The 15,586-nt window shown below is 72.1% G+C and carries 14 protein-coding genes; 8 read left to right on the top strand and 6 right to left on the bottom strand.

Annotated elements, in window-relative coordinates; all coding sequences use genetic code 11:
- The first annotated feature begins 77 nt into the window (after nucleotides 1–77).
- On the top strand, nucleotides 78–824 hold the full coding sequence (locus IE290_RS25940) for a DUF2334 domain-containing protein (RefSeq protein WP_191247280.1): 747 nt from the start codon (nucleotides 78–80) through the stop codon (nucleotides 822–824).
- Here the strand turns inward: IE290_RS25940 and IE290_RS25935 are convergent.
- A complete protein-coding gene (locus IE290_RS25935) occupies nucleotides 743–1,381 on the bottom strand; it encodes an MBL fold metallo-hydrolase (RefSeq protein WP_191247279.1) in 639 nt (212 codons plus the stop codon). The genes IE290_RS25940 and IE290_RS25935 overlap by 82 nt on opposite strands.
- 161 nt (nucleotides 1,382–1,542) lie before the next feature.
- Between IE290_RS25935 and IE290_RS25930 the strand changes: the two genes are divergently transcribed.
- The 3 genes from IE290_RS25930 to IE290_RS25920 all read left to right on the top strand — a co-directional run bounded on the left by IE290_RS25930 (nucleotide 1,543) and on the right by IE290_RS25920 (nucleotide 4,333).
- Nucleotides 1,543–3,027, top strand: coding sequence for an aldehyde dehydrogenase family protein (locus IE290_RS25930; RefSeq protein WP_191247278.1), 1,485 nt, complete (start codon nucleotides 1,543–1,545; stop codon nucleotides 3,025–3,027).
- 63 nt (nucleotides 3,028–3,090) lie between these two features.
- On the top strand, nucleotides 3,091–3,522 hold the full coding sequence (locus tag IE290_RS25925; RefSeq protein ID WP_191247277.1) for a L,D-transpeptidase: 432 nt from the start codon (nucleotides 3,091–3,093) through the stop codon (nucleotides 3,520–3,522).
- A gap of 37 nt (nucleotides 3,523–3,559) precedes the next feature.
- On the top strand, nucleotides 3,560–4,333 hold the full coding sequence (locus tag IE290_RS25920; protein WP_191247276.1) for an IclR family transcriptional regulator: 774 nt from the start codon (nucleotides 3,560–3,562) through the stop codon (nucleotides 4,331–4,333).
- 202 nt (nucleotides 4,334–4,535) lie between these two features.
- Here the strand turns inward: IE290_RS25920 and IE290_RS25915 are convergent, their stop codons facing one another.
- The gene (locus tag IE290_RS25915) at nucleotides 4,536–5,858 is read right to left on the bottom strand and encodes an aldehyde dehydrogenase (NADP(+)) (RefSeq protein ID WP_191247275.1); all 1,323 of its coding nucleotides are present in this window, start codon (nucleotides 5,856–5,858) and stop codon (nucleotides 4,536–4,538) included.
- Nucleotides 5,855–6,808 carry a U32 family peptidase gene (locus tag IE290_RS25910; protein WP_191247274.1) on the bottom strand — a complete coding sequence of 318 codons (954 nt, stop codon included), beginning with the start codon at nucleotides 6,806–6,808 and terminating at the stop codon, nucleotides 5,855–5,857. The genes IE290_RS25915 and IE290_RS25910 overlap by 4 nt, the downstream gene beginning before the upstream one ends.
- Before the next feature lie 166 nt (nucleotides 6,809–6,974).
- Between IE290_RS25910 and IE290_RS25905 the strand changes: the two genes are divergently transcribed.
- The gene (locus tag IE290_RS25905) at nucleotides 6,975–8,312 is read left to right on the top strand and encodes an MFS transporter (protein ID WP_229874704.1); all 1,338 of its coding nucleotides are present in this window, start codon (nucleotides 6,975–6,977) and stop codon (nucleotides 8,310–8,312) included.
- Here the strand turns inward: IE290_RS25905 and IE290_RS25900 are convergent.
- Nucleotides 8,309–8,782 (bottom strand): YfbM family protein, encoded by a 474-nt coding sequence (locus tag IE290_RS25900; RefSeq protein WP_191247273.1) that lies wholly within the window; start codon nucleotides 8,780–8,782, stop codon nucleotides 8,309–8,311. The genes IE290_RS25905 and IE290_RS25900 overlap by 4 nt on opposite strands.
- Before the next feature lie 109 nt (nucleotides 8,783–8,891).
- On the opposite strand from IE290_RS25900, the gene purS reads away from it, so the two are divergent.
- Nucleotides 8,892–9,128: a phosphoribosylformylglycinamidine synthase subunit PurS gene (gene purS, locus IE290_RS25895; RefSeq protein ID WP_017985747.1), complete on the top strand. Its 237-nt coding sequence runs from the start codon at nucleotides 8,892–8,894 to the stop codon at nucleotides 9,126–9,128.
- Nucleotides 9,125–9,796 carry a phosphoribosylformylglycinamidine synthase subunit PurQ gene (gene purQ, locus IE290_RS25890; RefSeq protein ID WP_191247272.1) on the top strand — a complete coding sequence of 224 codons (672 nt, stop codon included), beginning with the start codon at nucleotides 9,125–9,127 and terminating at the stop codon, nucleotides 9,794–9,796. Before purS ends, purQ begins: the two co-directional genes overlap by 4 nt.
- Before the next feature lie 124 nt (nucleotides 9,797–9,920).
- On the opposite strand, the gene IE290_RS25885 is transcribed toward purQ, so the two are convergent.
- Both IE290_RS25885 and IE290_RS25880 read right to left on the bottom strand, forming a co-directional pair.
- Nucleotides 9,921–11,648: an ABC transporter ATP-binding protein gene (locus tag IE290_RS25885; protein ID WP_191247271.1), complete on the bottom strand. Its 1,728-nt coding sequence runs from the start codon at nucleotides 11,646–11,648 to the stop codon at nucleotides 9,921–9,923.
- Nucleotides 11,633–13,213 (bottom strand): ABC transporter transmembrane domain-containing protein, encoded by a 1,581-nt coding sequence (locus IE290_RS25880; protein ID WP_191247270.1) that lies wholly within the window; start codon nucleotides 13,211–13,213, stop codon nucleotides 11,633–11,635. The genes IE290_RS25885 and IE290_RS25880 overlap by 16 nt, the downstream gene beginning before the upstream one ends.
- A gap of 81 nt (nucleotides 13,214–13,294) precedes the next feature.
- Between IE290_RS25880 and purL the strand changes: the two genes are divergently transcribed.
- Complete coding sequence (gene purL, locus IE290_RS25875; RefSeq protein WP_191247269.1) at nucleotides 13,295–15,583, top strand: phosphoribosylformylglycinamidine synthase subunit PurL; 2,289 nt, start codon at nucleotides 13,295–13,297, stop codon at nucleotides 15,581–15,583.
- Nucleotides 15,584–15,586: the final 3 nt, after the last annotated feature.

The raw sequence follows: 15,586 nt of genomic DNA, 5'->3' as shown, positions 1-15,586 counted from the left end.
ACCCTGTCAGTTCCCGTCATGGTTGCCGTCACCCGCGGGTAAGGGGCTGGTCATGACGATCTGGTGCGGTGGGTGACATGGACGCCCGTCTGCTGGTCTCGCTGTCCGGCATCGGTCCCCGGACGCTGCACCGCTGCGCCGAACTCGCGGCCGAGCTGGACCGCCGAAACGTCCCCCTGTCCCTCCTCTTCGCGCCGCGCACCGAAGGGTCGCCGGCCGTCACCACCTGGGTGCGGGAGCGCACCCGCCGGGGCGACGGCCTCCTGCTGCACGGCTACGACCACCGCGTCCCGCCCAGCCACCGCGCGGTGAGCCTGCACCGCAAGGCCGAGTTCGCCGGCCTGCCCGCGCACGAGGCGCGGCTGCGGATGATCGCCGCCAAGGCCGCCCTGGAGAAGCTCGAACTCACCGCGGACGGGTTCGCGCCGCCGCGGTGGCTCGCCTCGCCGGGCACGCTGGCCGCGGCCGCGGAGCACTTCGCGCTGTGCGCCGACCTCGCCGCGGTGCACGACCTGCGCACCCGCACCGTCCACCGCGCGCGGGTGCAGTCCTTCGCCGCGCACCACCACCGCACCGAGACCGTGCGGGCGTTCGCGCTGGTGCTCGCCTCGGCGCGGGCCGCACGACGTGGTGGTCTCGTGCGCCTCGGGATCGACGCGACCGACCTGGCCCGGCCCGGTCTCCGGCACGCCTTCCTCGACGCGGTCGACGTGGCGCTGGAGAACCGGGCCTTCGGCACCACCTACGGGAGCTTGACGTCCTCGCCGCGCGTCGGCACCCGCACCTCGGTGCCCTCCGGCGCCAGGTTGGTGAACAGGCCGTAGTGCATGGCCGGGTTCGCGAGCACCGCCTCGTGGATCGGCACGGCGACCCGCGGCGCGACGGCCCGCAGGTAGTCGACCGCCTCCCCGGCCTTGAGCCACGGCGCGCCGGTGGGCAGGCCGAGCACGTCGACCCGCTGCTCGGGGACGAAGAACGAGTCGCCGGGGTGGTAGAACGCGCCATGGTCGACGACGTAGCCGACGTTCGGGATGACCGGGATGTCGGAGTGGATCACGGCGTGCTGCCCGCCGACGACGTTGACCGCCGCGCCACCCGCCTGGAACGCGTCACCGGGGTGGACGACCTCGTACTCCAGGCCGAGTTTCTGCACGGTCTCCGCCGAACCGGGGTCGACGACCAGCTTCGCGCCCGGGTTGGCCTCGAGCAGCTTGGGCAGCTTCTCGCTGTCGATGTGGTCGAAGTGCTGGTGGGTGATCAGGACCGCGTCCAGCTCGCGCTCGCCCTCGAACCCCTCCGAGAACGCGCCGGGATCGAGCAGGATCCGCGCGTTGTCCGTCTCCAGCAGGACACAGGCGTGTCCGAAATGGACGATTCGCATATGTGCTCCTCCGCATGAATTCAGCTCCAGCCTAGGCCGGTCAGAAGCGCGTCGCCAAGATCGCCGAAGAGCCGGCGGACGGGCACCCGCGCTCGGGGTAGTGAGCTCGGCCACCGCGTGTGTCATGCTGGCGTTACTGAACAGTAGTTAGGAGGCCAACGATGACCGCCGTGGAGCCGAAGCCGGCCGTCCAGGACACGTTCGACTCGCTGAACCCGGCCACCGACGAGGTCGTCGGGACCTATCCGGTGCACACCGCGGAGGACGTCCGGGCCGCCGTCGCCGCTGCGCGGGCCGCCGCCGGCTGGTGGGCGGGCCTCGGCTTCCAGGGCCGCGCCGAGCGCCTGCACCGCTGGAACGGGATCATCACCCACCGCCTCGCCGAGCTGTGCGAAGTCGTCAGCGAGGAGACCGGCAAGCCCGCCGGCGACGCGCAACTGGAGGCCGTGCTCGCGATCGAGCACATCCACTGGGCCGCCCGCAACGCGCGCAAGGTGCTCGGCCGCAAGCGCCGCCCGGCCGGCCTGCTGCTGTCCAACCACACCGCGAGCGTCGAGTACCAGCCGCTGGGCGTGGTCGGCGTGATCGGGCCGTGGAACTACCCCGTCTACACGCCGCTGGGCTCGATCACCTACGCCCTCGCGGCGGGCAACGCCGTGGTGTTCAAGCCGAGCGAGTACACCCCGGGCGTCGGGAAGTGGCTGGTCGACACGTTCGCCGAGGTGGTGCCGGAGTACCCGGTGCTGCAGCTGGTCACCGGCTTCGGCGCGACCGGCGCGGCGCTCGTGGGCGCCGGCGTGGACAAGATCGCGTTCACCGGCTCGACCGCGACCGGCAAGAAGATCATGGCCGCGGCCGCCGAGACGCTGACACCGGTCGTCATCGAGGCCGGCGGCAAGGACCCGCTGATCGTCGACTCCGACGCCGACCTGGACGCGGCCGCCGACGCCGCCGTGTGGGGCGCGTTCTCCAACTCCGGGCAGACCTGCATCGGCGTGGAGCGGGTGTACGTGCACGAGCAGGTCTACGACACCTTCGTGGACAAGGTGGTCGCGTTGACCCGGCGCGTCAAGCCGGGCGAGCAGTACGGCCCGATGACGATGCCGTCGCAGCTGGACGTGGTGCGCAGGCACATCGCCGACGCGCTGGCCCGCGGCGGACGGGCGCTGACCGGCGGCGCGGACGCGGTCGGCGACCGGTTCGTCGAGCCGACCGTCCTGGTCGACGTGCCGGAGGACTCCGCGGCGGTGCGGGAGGAGACGTTCGGCCCGACCATGACCATCGCCAAGGTGCGCGACATGGACGAGGCGGTCGAGAAGGCCAACGCCACGGTCTACGGGCTGGGCTCGACGGTGTTCTCGCGCCGCAACGCCGCACGACTGGCCCAGCGGCTCAAGGCCGGGATGATCTCGATCAACGCGCCGTTCTCGTTCGCCGGGACCGCGTCGCTGCCGTTCGGCGGCGTCGGCGACTCCGGTTTCGGGCGCATCCACGGCCCGGAAGGCCTGCGCGAGTTCGCCCGCTCGAAGGCGGTCGCCCGGCAGCGGTTCGCGGTGCCGATCAAGCTCACCACGTTCGCCCGCACCGAGAAGACGGACAAGCTGGTGAGCAAGCTCGTCACCGGGTTGTACGGCCGCAAGCGCTGAGCGGAAACCGCGGGTATTTGTCGCCGGACCGCGTGAACTCTTCGCCAGCGGGTAACCATCCGTATGCGAAAGATCATCGGTATCGCGGCCGGAGCGGCGCTCCTGGGCACGATCGGGATCGCCGCTCCCGCCGCGCAAGCAGCGGAAACCCCGTGCAGCGCGAAGGCGAAGGCCTGTCTGCGGCTGCACACCAACCAGGCCTGGCTGACGAACAACGGTCGGGTGACCCGCGGGCCGGTTCCGGTCACCGTGGGCAAACCCGGGTACGAGACGCCGACGGGCTCGTTCCGGGTGCAGTACCGCGACAGCGACCACTACAGCAAGGCCTACGACGCCCCGATGCCGTACTCGGTGTTCTTCACGACCACCGGGGTGGCGTTCCACGAGGGCAGCCTGCGCCAGCAGTCGCACGGGTGCGTGCATCTGTCGCACGCCGACGCGCTGGCCTTCTACCAGACGCTGCGCACGGGTGACGTGGTCGAGGTGGTGAACTGAGTCCGGTATTTCGGACGGGGCGGGGTATCGTGCGAGCATGCCCCGTCTCGTACCGGCCGTGCTCCGGGCCGCGGACATCCTGGAACTGTTCCTCGACGAGCGGGTCCAGCTGTCGGCGACCGAGATCGTCGAGCGCCTGGGCCTGCCCCGCTCCACCACGCACGAGCTGCTGACCACCCTCGTCGCGCGGAAGTACCTGGACCGCCAGGCCGGCGAGGAGACCATGTACCGGCTCGGGCCGAAGCTGCTCGAACTGGGGGCGCGCTACCAGCAGCGGCTGGAGTTCGGCGTCGAGGCGGACGCGGTGGCACGGCGGGTCGCGGCGCAGTGCGACGAGACCGTGCACGTCGCGGTGCTGGACGGGCTCGAGGTCGTGTACGTGTCCAAAATAGACTCCACGCACTCGGTGCGGCTCATTTCCGCGGTCGGCCGACGGCTGCCGGCCAACTGCACGGCCGTGGGGAAGGTCCTGCTGGCCGGGCTGTCGCGGGAGGAGGTCGCCCGGCGCCTGAAGGGGCACCGGCTGCCCGCGCTCACCGAGCACAGCATCACGTCCCGGTCGGAGCTGCTCGCCCAGCTGGACGCGGTCCGGGTGACGGGCGTGGCTCACGAGCGCAGCGAGTCCAACCCGGACGCCGGCTGCGTGGCCGCGCCGGTGGTCGACTCGCGGGGGGAGTGGGTGGCCGCGATGAGCATCTCGATCCCCACCTCGCGCCACGACGACCAGGCGTGGCGCCGTTGGGAGAAGCTGGTGCGCGAGGGAGCCGCCGAGCTGTCCCAGCGCCTCGGCGGCCGCCCTCCGGAGCTGTAGCGCGACATTTGGGAAAGCCGCCGGGCGCAGGGAGCGGGTCCTGGGCCGCCGGGATGTCCCCGGCGGGGCATCCTCAAGGCCAGCGCCGCCGCCACGGCCATCACCCCCGCAGCCACGGCACGTCCCGAAACGCCACCTGACACAGACAGCAGTCCGCCCCGCCGGGACGTCCCCGGCGGGGCGTTCTCGAGGTCAGCGCCGGCTAGAGCGCCAGCAGCTCCTCCGGCACGTTCTGGAACGCCACCGGGCGCAGGAACCGGTCCACCGCCGCCGCGCCGACCGACGTGTGCAGCGGCGACGTGGTCGCCGGGTACGGGCCGCCGTGGTGCATCGCGTGCGTCACCGCCACCCCGGTGGGCCAGCCGTTCCACACCACGCGCCCGACGTGGTCCGCCAGCTCCTCGACCAGCTCGGCCGCGACCGGGTCGCCGTCCTCGGCCTGCACCGTTCCGGTGAGCTGCCCGTCGAGCGTCCGGACCACGTCCAGCATTTCGGATTCCGACGAGTACTCCACCACCAGCGAAGCCGGGCCGAAGCACTCGGTCCGCAGCGCCTCGCCGTACTTCAGCACGGCCGCCGCGGTCGTCGCGAGCAGCGTGGGCGCCTCGCCGCCGTCGACCAGCGTGCGCACTTCCTCGTGCCCGGCGAGCCTGCCCAGGGTGGCGGCGTACCCACCGGCGATCTTGTCGTTCAGCAGCGGCGCGGCGGCCACCTGGCGCACCCGTTCGGCGGCCAGCTCGCCGAGCCCGGACCCGGCCGGGACCACGAACAGGCCGGGCTTCGTGCACAGCTGACCGGCGGCCATGGTGAACGAATCCACGTACCCGGCCGCGATCTCGGCGCCCCGTGCCCGCGCGGCCGCCTCCGTCACGAACACCGGGTTCACGCTGCCCAGCTCGCCGTAGAACGGGATCGGCTCGGGCCGCGAGACCGCCAGGTCGTAGAGGGCTCGTCCGGCCGTGGGCGAACCGGTGAAGGCCGCCGCCCGGATGCGCGGGTCGGTCAGCGCGGCCCGGCCGTCCTCCTCGCTCTGGATCAGCGCGAACACACCCTCCGGCAGCGCGGACCGCACGATCTCGCCGGTGGCGGCGGACAGCCGCGGGTGCCCGGGGTGCGCCTTGAGCACGACCGGACAGCCGGCCGCGAGAGCCGACGCGGTGTCCCCGCCCGCGACCGAGAAGGCGAACGGGAAGTTGGAGGCCGCGAACACCAGCACCGGGCCGATCGGACGGCGGGCCAGCACCAGCTTCGGCCGGGGCGCGGGCGGCCACTGCGGGTCCGCCTCGTCGACCACCGCGCGCGGCCGGACCTCCTTGGCGAGGAACCGGAGCTGGAAGGTGGTGCGGGTGACCTCGCCCCGCAGCCGGGCCTCGGCGATGCGGGTCTCCGCGTGCGCGATCGGCACCAGCTCGTCGGCGGCGGCGTCGATCTCGTCCGCGATCTTCTCCAGCGCCGCCGCGCGGTCGGCGCGGGCCCAGGACCGGGCCGCGCGGACGGCGGCGTCGAGCGTGTCGTCCAAGGTCATCGGGTCAGCTCCTCGATGGTCAGCGGGCCGGGCACGGCCAGGTCGGCGGCGGGCAGGGCCGAACCGACGGCGTCCGGCGCGTGCCGGTGCAGCAGTTCCAGGCCGATCTCCGCACGACGGACCCGCTCGCGCACCAGCGCTACCGCGGTCGGCGTCAGGTGGGTGCCGCTGGGGTAGATGTTCGGCGCGTTGCGCAGCCCGAACTTGAGGTAGACCGGGGCGGCGACCCGCACGATCTCGGCGATCTCGAAGTGCCGGACGAACCCGCCGAGGTCGTCCGGCGCCTCGATGTAGACGTCCAGCGGCAGGTCGACGGCGGCCCGGATCGCGGCGAGCTGGGCCAGGCTCAGATCGGTCGGCACGTTGTACGTGGTGGCCCCGGCCTGTTCGGCGAGCCGGATCGACGCCGGGTTCGCCAGGCCCATCTGCACGCTGACCTTGAACCGCATGTCGACCGGCAGCTCGCCCGCCGCGCGCATCCGGTCGGCCACCGTGAGCACGCCCAGGTCGGTGACCAGCACGCTGCGGATCCCGGCCTCGGCGGAGCGGCGGATGTCCTCCAGCACGTGGACCAGCTGCTCGGTGCCGCGCGCCTGCGGGCCGAACGGTCCGCCGCCGGACGCGAGGTGCGCCGCGCCGGTGTCCCACGCCGCCACCGGGCGCGCGAACAGGCTCACCTCCACCTCGCGGGCCCGCGCGAACCCGGCCATCGCGGCCAGCTCGGCCTGCGTGAGCAGCATGCCGCCGCTGCCCTGCGACACGCGGTGCACCACGACGCCACGCGCGTCGGCCTCGGCGTAGACGGCCTCCAGCGCCTCGGGGCCCTCGACGCTCGGGATCTCGACCCGGTACTGGGCCCCGTCCGGGAAGCGCTTGGTGCTCGTCGGCAGCTCACCCGGGTCGCCGGACGGCAGGCCCAGGGTGCGCAGGAAGTCGCGGGTTCTGTCCACGGTTCACCACCGTTGTTCGAAATTTCGGATGCGTTACGTAATCCCAGACGACGTTAGGCTCCGCCCGGCCTGCGGTCAAGACGGTTGACATCACCCGGAGACCGACTTTAGGTTCGACGAGCCGAACGTCATCCGAGATATCGGACGAGCAGACAACGGAGTCACCGTGTCCCCAGCCACGCCCACCACCCCGGACAGCAATGCCGTGCCCAGGATCACCCTGCGCAAGATCACCCTGCGCCTGCTGCCCTTCCTCGGGCTGCTGTACGTGATCGCCTACATCGACCGGTCCAACGTCGGGTTCGCGAAGCTGACCCTGCAGTCCGAACTGGGCCTGTCGGCGACCGTCTACACGCTCGGCCAGGTGTTCTTCTTCGTCGCCTACGCGCTGCTGGAGGTGCCGAGCAACCTCGCCCTGCACCGCTACGGCGCGAACCGCTGGATCGCGCGGATCATGCTCACCTGGGGCCTGGTCACCGTCGCGACCGCGCTGGTGTCCACCACCTGGCAGTTCTACCTGGCGCGGTTCGCGCTCGGCGCGGCCGAGGCCGGGTTCTTCCCCGGCGTCATCTACTACCTGACCCGCTGGTTCCCGGAGAGCCACCGCAGCAAGGCCATCGGGCTGTTCATGCTGGCCGGGCCGGTGTCGTTCATCATCGGCAACCCGGCGATGGGCGCGCTCAACGACCTGCACGGCGTCCTCGGCCTGGAGGGCTGGCAGTGGATCTTCGTCGCGACCGGCGTGCCGGCCGTTCTGCTGACGCCGATCGTGCTGTGGGTCCTGCCGAAGTCGCCCGAAACCGCCAAGTGGCTGAGCGACGACGAGCGCACCTGGCTGACCGGCGAGCTGCGCCGCGAGGCCGAGGCCGCCGGCGCCCAGCCGCACAGCCCGTGGGCCGTGCTCAAGGATTCGCGCGTGCTGGCGATGGCGTTGTTCTTTCTGTGCTTCCCACTGGCGACCTACGGCCTGGCGTTCTGGCTGCCGACCATCGTGAAGGGCTTCGGCGGCCTGTCCGGCTTCGGCGTCGGGGCGGTGTCGGCCATCCCGTACGTGTGCGTCGCGATCGGACTCCTCGTGGTGCCGCGGCTGGCGAACCGGCGTGAAGCGCCCTTCGGCTGGCTCGCGCTGATGCTCGGCTTCTCGATCGCCGGGTTCCTCGTGGCGGCGACCGCCAGCGCGCCGTGGCTGCAGATGATCGGCCTCTGCGTCGCCTCGATCGGCGGTTACGCGGCCCAGCCGGTGATGTGGGGCCTGGTGCCGAAGTTCCTCGCCGGGGCGACCGCGGCCGCCGGGATCGCCGCGATCAACGGCATCGGCAACCTCGGCGGCGGTTTCGGCCCGATGGGCATCGCGGCGATCGTGGACGCCACCGGCTCGGCCGCGACCGGGCTGTACTTCCTGATCGCGGTGTCCGTGCTCGGCCTGGCCGGGACGTACGGACTGCGCCGGGTGCTGCACCGCCGCGCGGCGGCCGCGCAGTCACCGACGCCGGTCACGCACTAGAACGAGAAACAAGCGAGGGCGGCGTTGCCGTTGCGGGCGATGGTGTCGAAGAAGGTGCGCAGGGTGGCGTAGTTCACGCGGAGGTACTCCAGCTCGTCCTCCGCGTGACTGTCCCAGATCCGGGGGTACACGTCGCGGGCCATCATGTCGGCGGGGTCGTAGTGCGCGGCGAGCCGCTCGAACGGCACGGCGTTCAGCGACTCGGCGATGCTCTTGACCAGCTCCGGCGGGAAGCCCGTGAACTCCTCGCCGTCGTGGTCGATGGGATCGCCGTCCATGCGCAGGTCGACACCGACCCCCGCGCGGTCGAGCAGGTACTGGAGGCCGTCCCAGGCCTTCTCCACGAACCCGGTCAGGATGGTCTCGTCCTCGGTGATCTCGTCGTAGAGCTCTTCGGCCTTCTCGCCGTCGACCATGACGTCGGCGAGCTGCCGCGGGGTCAGCTCGATGTAGTCCAGGGTCATTCCCATGCGCAGAAGGTAGCCAGGTCACACCCGCCGCCACCCTGGGCGGCGGGGGCCCAGGACGCCGTTACACTCGGGGAGTACCGCCGACCTGCGATTACTGGAGCGACCCGCCGTGGCCCGTGTGGTGGTTGACGTCATGCCCAAGCCCGAGATCCTCGACCCGCAAGGTCAAGCCGTCGCCGGGGCGCTGCCGCGGCTGGGCTTCACCGGGGTCACCTCGGTGCGCCAGGGCAAGCACTTCGAGCTGGAGGTCGACGACTCGGTCGACGACGAGACGCTCGCCAAGATCGCCGAGGGCTTCCTCGCCAACCCGGTGATCGAGGAGTGGACCGTGCGGAGGCTCCCGTGAAGATCGGTGTCATCACCTTCCCCGGCTCGCTGGACGACGTGGACGCGGTCCGCGCCGCCCGATACGCCGACGCGGAGGCCGTGAACCTGTGGCACGGCGACGAGGACCTGCGCGGCGTCGACGCGGTGATCGTCCCCGGCGGCTTCTCCTACGGCGACTACCTGCGCTGCGGTGCGATCGCGCGCTTCGCCCCGGTCATGACGTCGGTCATCGACGCGGCCAAGGGCGGCATGCCGGTGCTCGGCATCTGCAACGGCTTCCAGATCCTGTGCGAGGCCGGGCTGCTGCCGGGCGCGCTGGTGCGGAACAAGAAGCTGCACTTCGTGTGCCGCGACCAGTGGCTGCGCGTGGAGAACAACACGACGGCGTGGACGACCCGGTACGAGGCCGGCGCCGAGGTGCTGGTGCCGCTCAAGTCCGGCGAGGGCGGTTACGTCGCCGACCAGTCCACTTTGGACGAGCTGGAGGGCGAGGGCCGCGTGGTGTTCCGCTACGTGGGCGAGAACCCGAACGGCTCGCGCGACGACATCGCGGGCATCTGCAGCGCCAACGGCCGCGTGGTCGGCCTGATGCCGCACCCCGAGCACGCGATCGACGCACTGACCGGCCCGAGCGACGACGGGCTGGGGATGTTCCTCAGCGTGGTCGACAGCCTGGTCAAGGCCTGATCCTGGCGGATTCCTCCGGCGGCGCCCGGCCGCCGGAGGAACCCAGCCCGCGGCCGTCCACGAGTAGCGTGCGCCCTCGGGAGTGCGGCCGCTCAGCGCCACAACCCGCAGCCCAGGGGAACCCTCAGCCCACGTGGGCGGCCGTGACCAGCCGGGAGTAGGGGCCGTCCGCGGCGAGGAGTTCGGCGTGCGTGCCCAGCTCGGTGATCCGCCCGGCCTCCAGCACCGCCACCCGGTCGGCGGCCGCCGCCGTGTGGAGGCGGTGCGCGATCGCGATCACGGTCCGCCCTTCCAGCACCCCGCTCAGCGACCGCTCCAGGTGGCGCGCCGACGAGGTGTCCAGCAGCGAGGTCGCCTCGTCGAGCACCACCGTGTGCGGGTCCGCCAGCACCACCCGCGCCAGCGCGAGCTGCTGCGCGATCGCCGCCGGCACGGCCAGTGCGCCCGAACCCAGCTTCGTCGCCAGGCCGTCCGGCAGCCCGTCGAACCAATCCCGCAGGCCGACCGCGGTCAGCGCCCGAACCAGCTCCTCGTCCGCCCAGGAACCCGCCGGCAGCGTCAGGTTCTCCCGCAGCGTCCCGGCGAACACGTGGTGCTCCTGGGTCAACAACAGCACCTCACCGCGCAGCACGTCCTCGGCCAGCTCGGACACCTCGGCACCACCGATCGTCACCGAACCCGCACCGGGTGCGGCGACCCCGGCCAGCAACCTGCCCAGCGTCGACTTGCCCGCGCCGGACGGGCCGACGATCGCCAGCCGCTGGCCCGGCGGGATCCGCAGGTCGATGCCGTGCAGCACCTCGCGGCCGGCCGAGTAGCCGTAGTGCACGTCGCGCACCACGATCTCCTGGCCCTTCGGCTCCGGCCCGCCGATCCGCTCCGCCTCGCCCCGCACTCCCAGAACCCGGCGCAGCGCGGTGCCGGAGACCTGCAGGTCCTCGACCCACCACATCGCCTCCTCGAGCGGCCCGGCCAGCGCCTGGACGTAGACCACCATCGTGGTGATCGTGCCCAGTCCGGCCAGCCCCTCGCCGTAGGCCCAGCCGCCGAGCAGCAGCATCGCCGCCACCGGCGTGACCTGCGCGATCTGCAGCCACGGGATCCAGCCGACCGTCACCCCGCGCAGCCGCTGCTCCCCGCGGATCGCCGCGCCGAGCGTGCGGTGCCCGAGCGCGATCCGCCGCCCGGTCAGCCCGAGCGCCTCCGCGGTCCGCGCGCCCTCCGTGGTCTCGTGCAGGCTCGACTGCACCTCCGACCACTGGTCGAGCATCTCCTCCACGATCCGCGGCGCGCGCCGGACGTACCAGCGCATGGTGAACACCAGGATCGGCACCGCGACCAGCAGCCCGAGCGACAGCAGCGGCGAGGTGATGATCATCCCCGTCACCGTCAGCACGATCGTGATCAGCGCGATCGAGATCTCCGGGACCGCGTTGCGGACCGAGAAGTCGATCCGCTCGGCGTCCGTGGTCGCCCGGCTGATCAGGTCGCCGGTGCCGGCCGCCTCGACCGTGCCCAGCGGCAGCCGCAGCGCGCGCTCGACGAAGCCCTCCCGGGTCTCGGCCAGCACGCGCTCGCCGAGCATCCCGGCGCGGAAGCGCGCCAGCCGCTTGAGCACCGCCTGCACCACCAGGATCACCACGAACGCCAGCGCGAGCAGATCGAGCCGGCCGTCGCCGGCCGCGGCGAGGTCCACCAGGTGGCCGAGGATCTGCGGGCCGGCCAGCCCGGCGATCGCGGCCAGGCCGAACAGCCCGATCACGAGGCCGAACTCGCGGCGGTTGGTGCGCAGCAGGTCCCGCGCCCAGCGCCGGGCCTCGGCGCCGGTCGCCAGGACTAGCTTGAAGCGCATGTGATCACCTCGTCCGCCACCGCTTTCCACAGTGGACTTTCCGTGAACACGACGGTCGTGCGGCCGCGGCGCAGCTCGGTGACCCGCTCGGTGATGCGGGCCTCGGTGTGCGCGTCGACGGCCGAGGTCGGTTCGTCGAGCAGCAGGGTGTCGGCGTCCAGCGCCAGCGCGCGGGCCAGGTTCAGCCGCTGCCGCTGACCGCCGGAGACCTCGCGGCCCCGCTCGCCGATGAGCTCGTCCAGCCCGTTCGGCAGGCCCTCGACGATGTCCTCGGCGTCGGCGGCCCGCAACGCGATCTCCGCCCGTTCGGCCGGGACCAGCTGGTCCCGCAGGATGCCGGAGAACCACAGGTCCTGGTTGTGCGCGTAGACCACCCGGGACCGCAGTTCCGCCAGCGCGACGTGGTCGGCGGGCACGCCGGACACCAGCACCCGCTCACCGGGTTCGGGGTCGGCGAACCGGGCCAGCCGCTCGGCCAGCGCCTCGGCCTCCGGCCCGGCGTCCACGACGGTCAGCTTGCCGGCCACCGCGGTGAACCCGGACGTGGTGTCGTGCAGCTCGAGCGGCCCGTCCGGCAGCGCGACCGGCGCGGACGGCTCGGACAGCAGCGGCCGCAGGCTCAGCACCCCGCAGACCTTCTTCGCCGACACCAGCGCCGAGGAGAACGCGGCGGTGAACTCGGTCGCCGTGCTCACCGGCACCACCAGGAACACCGACGACGAGTAGAACGCCACCAGCTCGCCCACGCTGATCGTGCCCGCCGCGACGAATCGCGCGCCGAGCCAGGTGATGGCCACCGTGACCAGCCCGGGCAGCAACACCTCGGCGCCGACCAGCCACGACTCGCTGCGCGCCACCTCGACCCCGGCCCGCCGGACCCGCTGGCTCGCGTCGCGGAACCGGCCGAGGAACTGCTGCTCGCCGCCGACCCCGCGGAGGATCCGCAGGCCCGACACGATGTCCGCGGCCAGCGCGTTCACGCTGGACAGCTCCTCGCGCTGCGCGCCCTTGCGGCGCTGCAGCGGCGCGACCAGCTTGCCCATGCTCAGCGTCGCGAGCGGGACCCCGACCAGGGCGATCGTGCCCAGCAGCGGCGACATGCCGATCAGCACCAGGCTGACGGTGAGGAAGGCCACCACCGAGCCGAACAGCCGACCGGTCACCTCGAACACGTTGCCGATGTGGTTGATGTCCGAGGACGACACCGCCATCACGTCACCGGTCTCGGCCTGCGGCCGCAGCGACGCCCCGAGCCGGGCGGTGTGCTCGACGACCGCTCGCTGCGTCGCCGCCGCGCCGTGGATCCACATGGTGTGCACGGCGAAGATCAACGCGCCGCCGCACACCGCCTGCGCCACGCCGAGCAGCACCACCAGCCCGACACCGCCGAGCAGCGGCTCGCCCGCGCGGATGTCCTCGACCACCCCGCCGATCACGAGCGGCAGCAGCGCGCCTGGCAGCAACCACAGGGCGCCCAGGACGCACGCGGACACGGCGAGCCACGGCCGCTCCCGCAGGAGCGCACCGAGGAACCGCAGTGGCGTGAGCCGGGACGGGAGGCGCATGACAACAGACGGTAAGTGCCCCAGCTCACCTCACGCGACCGATTTTCTGCCGGTCAGAGCCCTGCAAGTACCCTGGAAGCCGTGACCGACACCCTGGCCATCGACACGACCGAGCGGGCCGCGGAAACGCCGGACCTCCCGCAGCCCTACCGCGAGCTCGGGCTCGCCGAAGACGAGTACGCGCGCATCCGCGAGATCCTGGGCAGGCGGCCGACGGACGCCGAACTGGCCATGTACTCGGTGATGTGGAGCGAGCACTGCTCGTACAAGTCGTCGAAGAAGCACCTGCGCTACTTCGGCGAGACCACCACCGAGGAGATGCGCTCGAAGATGCTCGCCGGGATCGGCGAGAACGCCGGTGTCGTCGACATCGGCGACGGCTGGGCGGTCACCTTCAAGGTCGAAAGCCACAACCATCCGTCCTATGTGGAGCCCTACCAGGGCGCTGCGACGGGCGTCGGCGGCATCGTGCGCGACATCCTCGCGATGGGCGCGCGGCCGCTCGCGGTGGCCGACTCGCTGCGCTTCGGCCCGGCCGACGCGCCGGACACCCGCCGCGTGCTGCCGGGTGTCGTGGCCGGCGTCGCCGGGTACGGCAACTGCCTCGGCCTGCCCAACATCGGCGGCGAGGTCGCCTTCGACGCCAGCTACGCGGGCAACCCGCTGGTCAACGCGCTGTGCGTGGGCGCGATGCGCACCGAGGACCTGCACCTGGCGTTCGCGTCGGGCACCGGTAACAAGATCATCCTGTTCGGCGCGCGGACCGGTCTGGACGGCATCGGTGGGGTGTCGGTGCTGGCCAGCGACACGTTCTCCGGCGACGAGAACTCCGGTGGCCGCAAGAAGCTGCCGAGCGTCCAGGTCGGCGACCCGTTCACCGAGAAGGTGCTCATCGAGTGCTGCCTCGAGCTGTTCCAGCAGAAGCTCGTCGTCGGCATCCAGGACCTCGGCGGCGCCGGGCTGTCCTGCGCGACCTCGGAGCTGGCCGCGGCCGGTGACGGCGGCATGCGCGTCGAACTGGACAAGGTGCCGCTGCGCGCCGAGGGCATGACCCCGGCCGAGATCCTCTCCAGCGAGTCGCAGGAGCGGATGTGCGCGGTCGTCGAACCGTCCAAGGTGGACGCCTTCCTCGCGGTGTGCGCGAAGTGGGACGTCATCGCCACGGTCATCGGCGAGGTCACCGACGGTGACCGCCTGGTGGTGACCTGGCACGGCGAGACCGTGGTGGACGTGCCGCCGCGCACCGTGGCGCACCAGGGCCCGGTGTACGACCGGCCGGTCGCTCGTCCGTCCACTCAGGACGCGCTGCAGGCGGACACGCCGGACACGCTGCGTCGTCCGTCCACTCCGGACGAGCTGCGGGAGACGCTGCTGAAGGTGATCTCCTCGCCGAACCAGGCGTCCAAGGAGTGGGTGACCGACCAGTACGACCGGTACGTGCGCGGCAACACCGTGCTGTCGCAGCCGTCGGACGGCGGCATGATCCGGATCGACGAGGAGACCGGCCGCGGCGTCGCGGTGTCGACCGACTGCAACAGCCGGTTCGTCTACCTCGACCCGTACGCGGGCGCGCAGATCGCGCTGGCCGAGGCCTACCGGAACGTGGCGACCACCGGTGCCACCCCGCTGGCCGTGACCGACTGCCTGAACTTCGGCGCCCCCACCGACCCGGGCGTGATGTGGCAGTTCGAGCAGGCCGTGCACGGGATCGCCGACGGGTGCGCGCAGCTGGGCATCCCGGTGACCGGCGGCAACGTGAGCTTCTACAACCAGACCGGCGAGACGGCCATCCTGCCCACGCCGGTGGTCGGTGTGCTCGGCGTGATCGACGACGTGCGGCGGCGCATCCCGACCGGGATCGGCGCCGAGGCGGGCGAGACGCTGCTGCTGCTGGGCGAAACGCACGACGAGTTCGGCGGTTCGGCGTGGGCGCACGTGATCCACGGGCACCTGGGCGGGCTGCCGCCGAAGGTGGACCTGGAGCGCGAGCGGCTGCTGGCGGAGATCCTGGTCGCCGGTTCGCGGGACGGCATGATCTCGGCCGCGCACGACCTGTCCGACGGCGGTCTGGCGCAGGCGCTGGTGGAGATGGTGCTGATCGGCCAGTGCGGCGCGCGGGCCCTGCTCGACGAGGACGCCGACCCGTTCGTGCAGCTGTTCTCGGAGTCCACCGGGCGGGTGCTGGTGGCGGTGCCGCGGACCGAGGAGCTGCGGTTCACCGAGATGTGCACCGCCCGCGGCCTGCCGTGGCGCAAGGCGGGCGTGGTGGACCCGGAGACGGGCGGCCTGGAGATCCAGGGCGTGGCGACCTTCGGTTTCGAGGAACTGCGCGACGCGTTCGAAAGCACGCTGCCGAAGCTGTTCGACTGAGCG

Source organism: Amycolatopsis deserti (genome assembly GCF_014653945.1).
Taxonomy (GTDB): domain Bacteria; phylum Actinomycetota; class Actinomycetes; order Mycobacteriales; family Pseudonocardiaceae; genus Amycolatopsis_E; species Amycolatopsis_E deserti.
This window is presented reverse-complemented; position numbering and strand designations above follow the sequence as displayed.

Excerpts from the sequence above, each read along its gene's own strand:
- IE290_RS25940 (WP_191247280.1), top strand. The coding sequence starts at position 78 with ATGGACGCCCGTCTGCTGGTCTCGCTGTCCGGCATCGGTCCCCGGACG.
- IE290_RS25880 (WP_191247270.1), bottom strand. The coding sequence starts at position 13,213 with ATGCGCCTCCCGTCCCGGCTCACGCCACTGCGGTTCCTCGGTGCGCTC.
- IE290_RS25920 (WP_191247276.1), top strand. The coding sequence starts at position 3,560 with ATGCCCCGTCTCGTACCGGCCGTGCTCCGGGCCGCGGACATCCTGGAA.
- IE290_RS25900 (WP_191247273.1), bottom strand. The coding sequence starts at position 8,782 with ATGGGAATGACCCTGGACTACATCGAGCTGACCCCGCGGCAGCTCGCC.
- IE290_RS25925 (WP_191247277.1), top strand. The coding sequence starts at position 3,091 with ATGCGAAAGATCATCGGTATCGCGGCCGGAGCGGCGCTCCTGGGCACG.
- IE290_RS25885 (WP_191247271.1), bottom strand. The coding sequence starts at position 11,648 with ATGCGCTTCAAGCTAGTCCTGGCGACCGGCGCCGAGGCCCGGCGCTGG.
- IE290_RS25915 (WP_191247275.1), bottom strand. The coding sequence starts at position 5,858 with ATGACCTTGGACGACACGCTCGACGCCGCCGTCCGCGCGGCCCGGTCC.
- IE290_RS25935 (WP_191247279.1), bottom strand. The coding sequence starts at position 1,381 with ATGCGAATCGTCCATTTCGGACACGCCTGTGTCCTGCTGGAGACGGAC.
- IE290_RS25930 (WP_191247278.1), top strand. The coding sequence starts at position 1,543 with ATGACCGCCGTGGAGCCGAAGCCGGCCGTCCAGGACACGTTCGACTCG.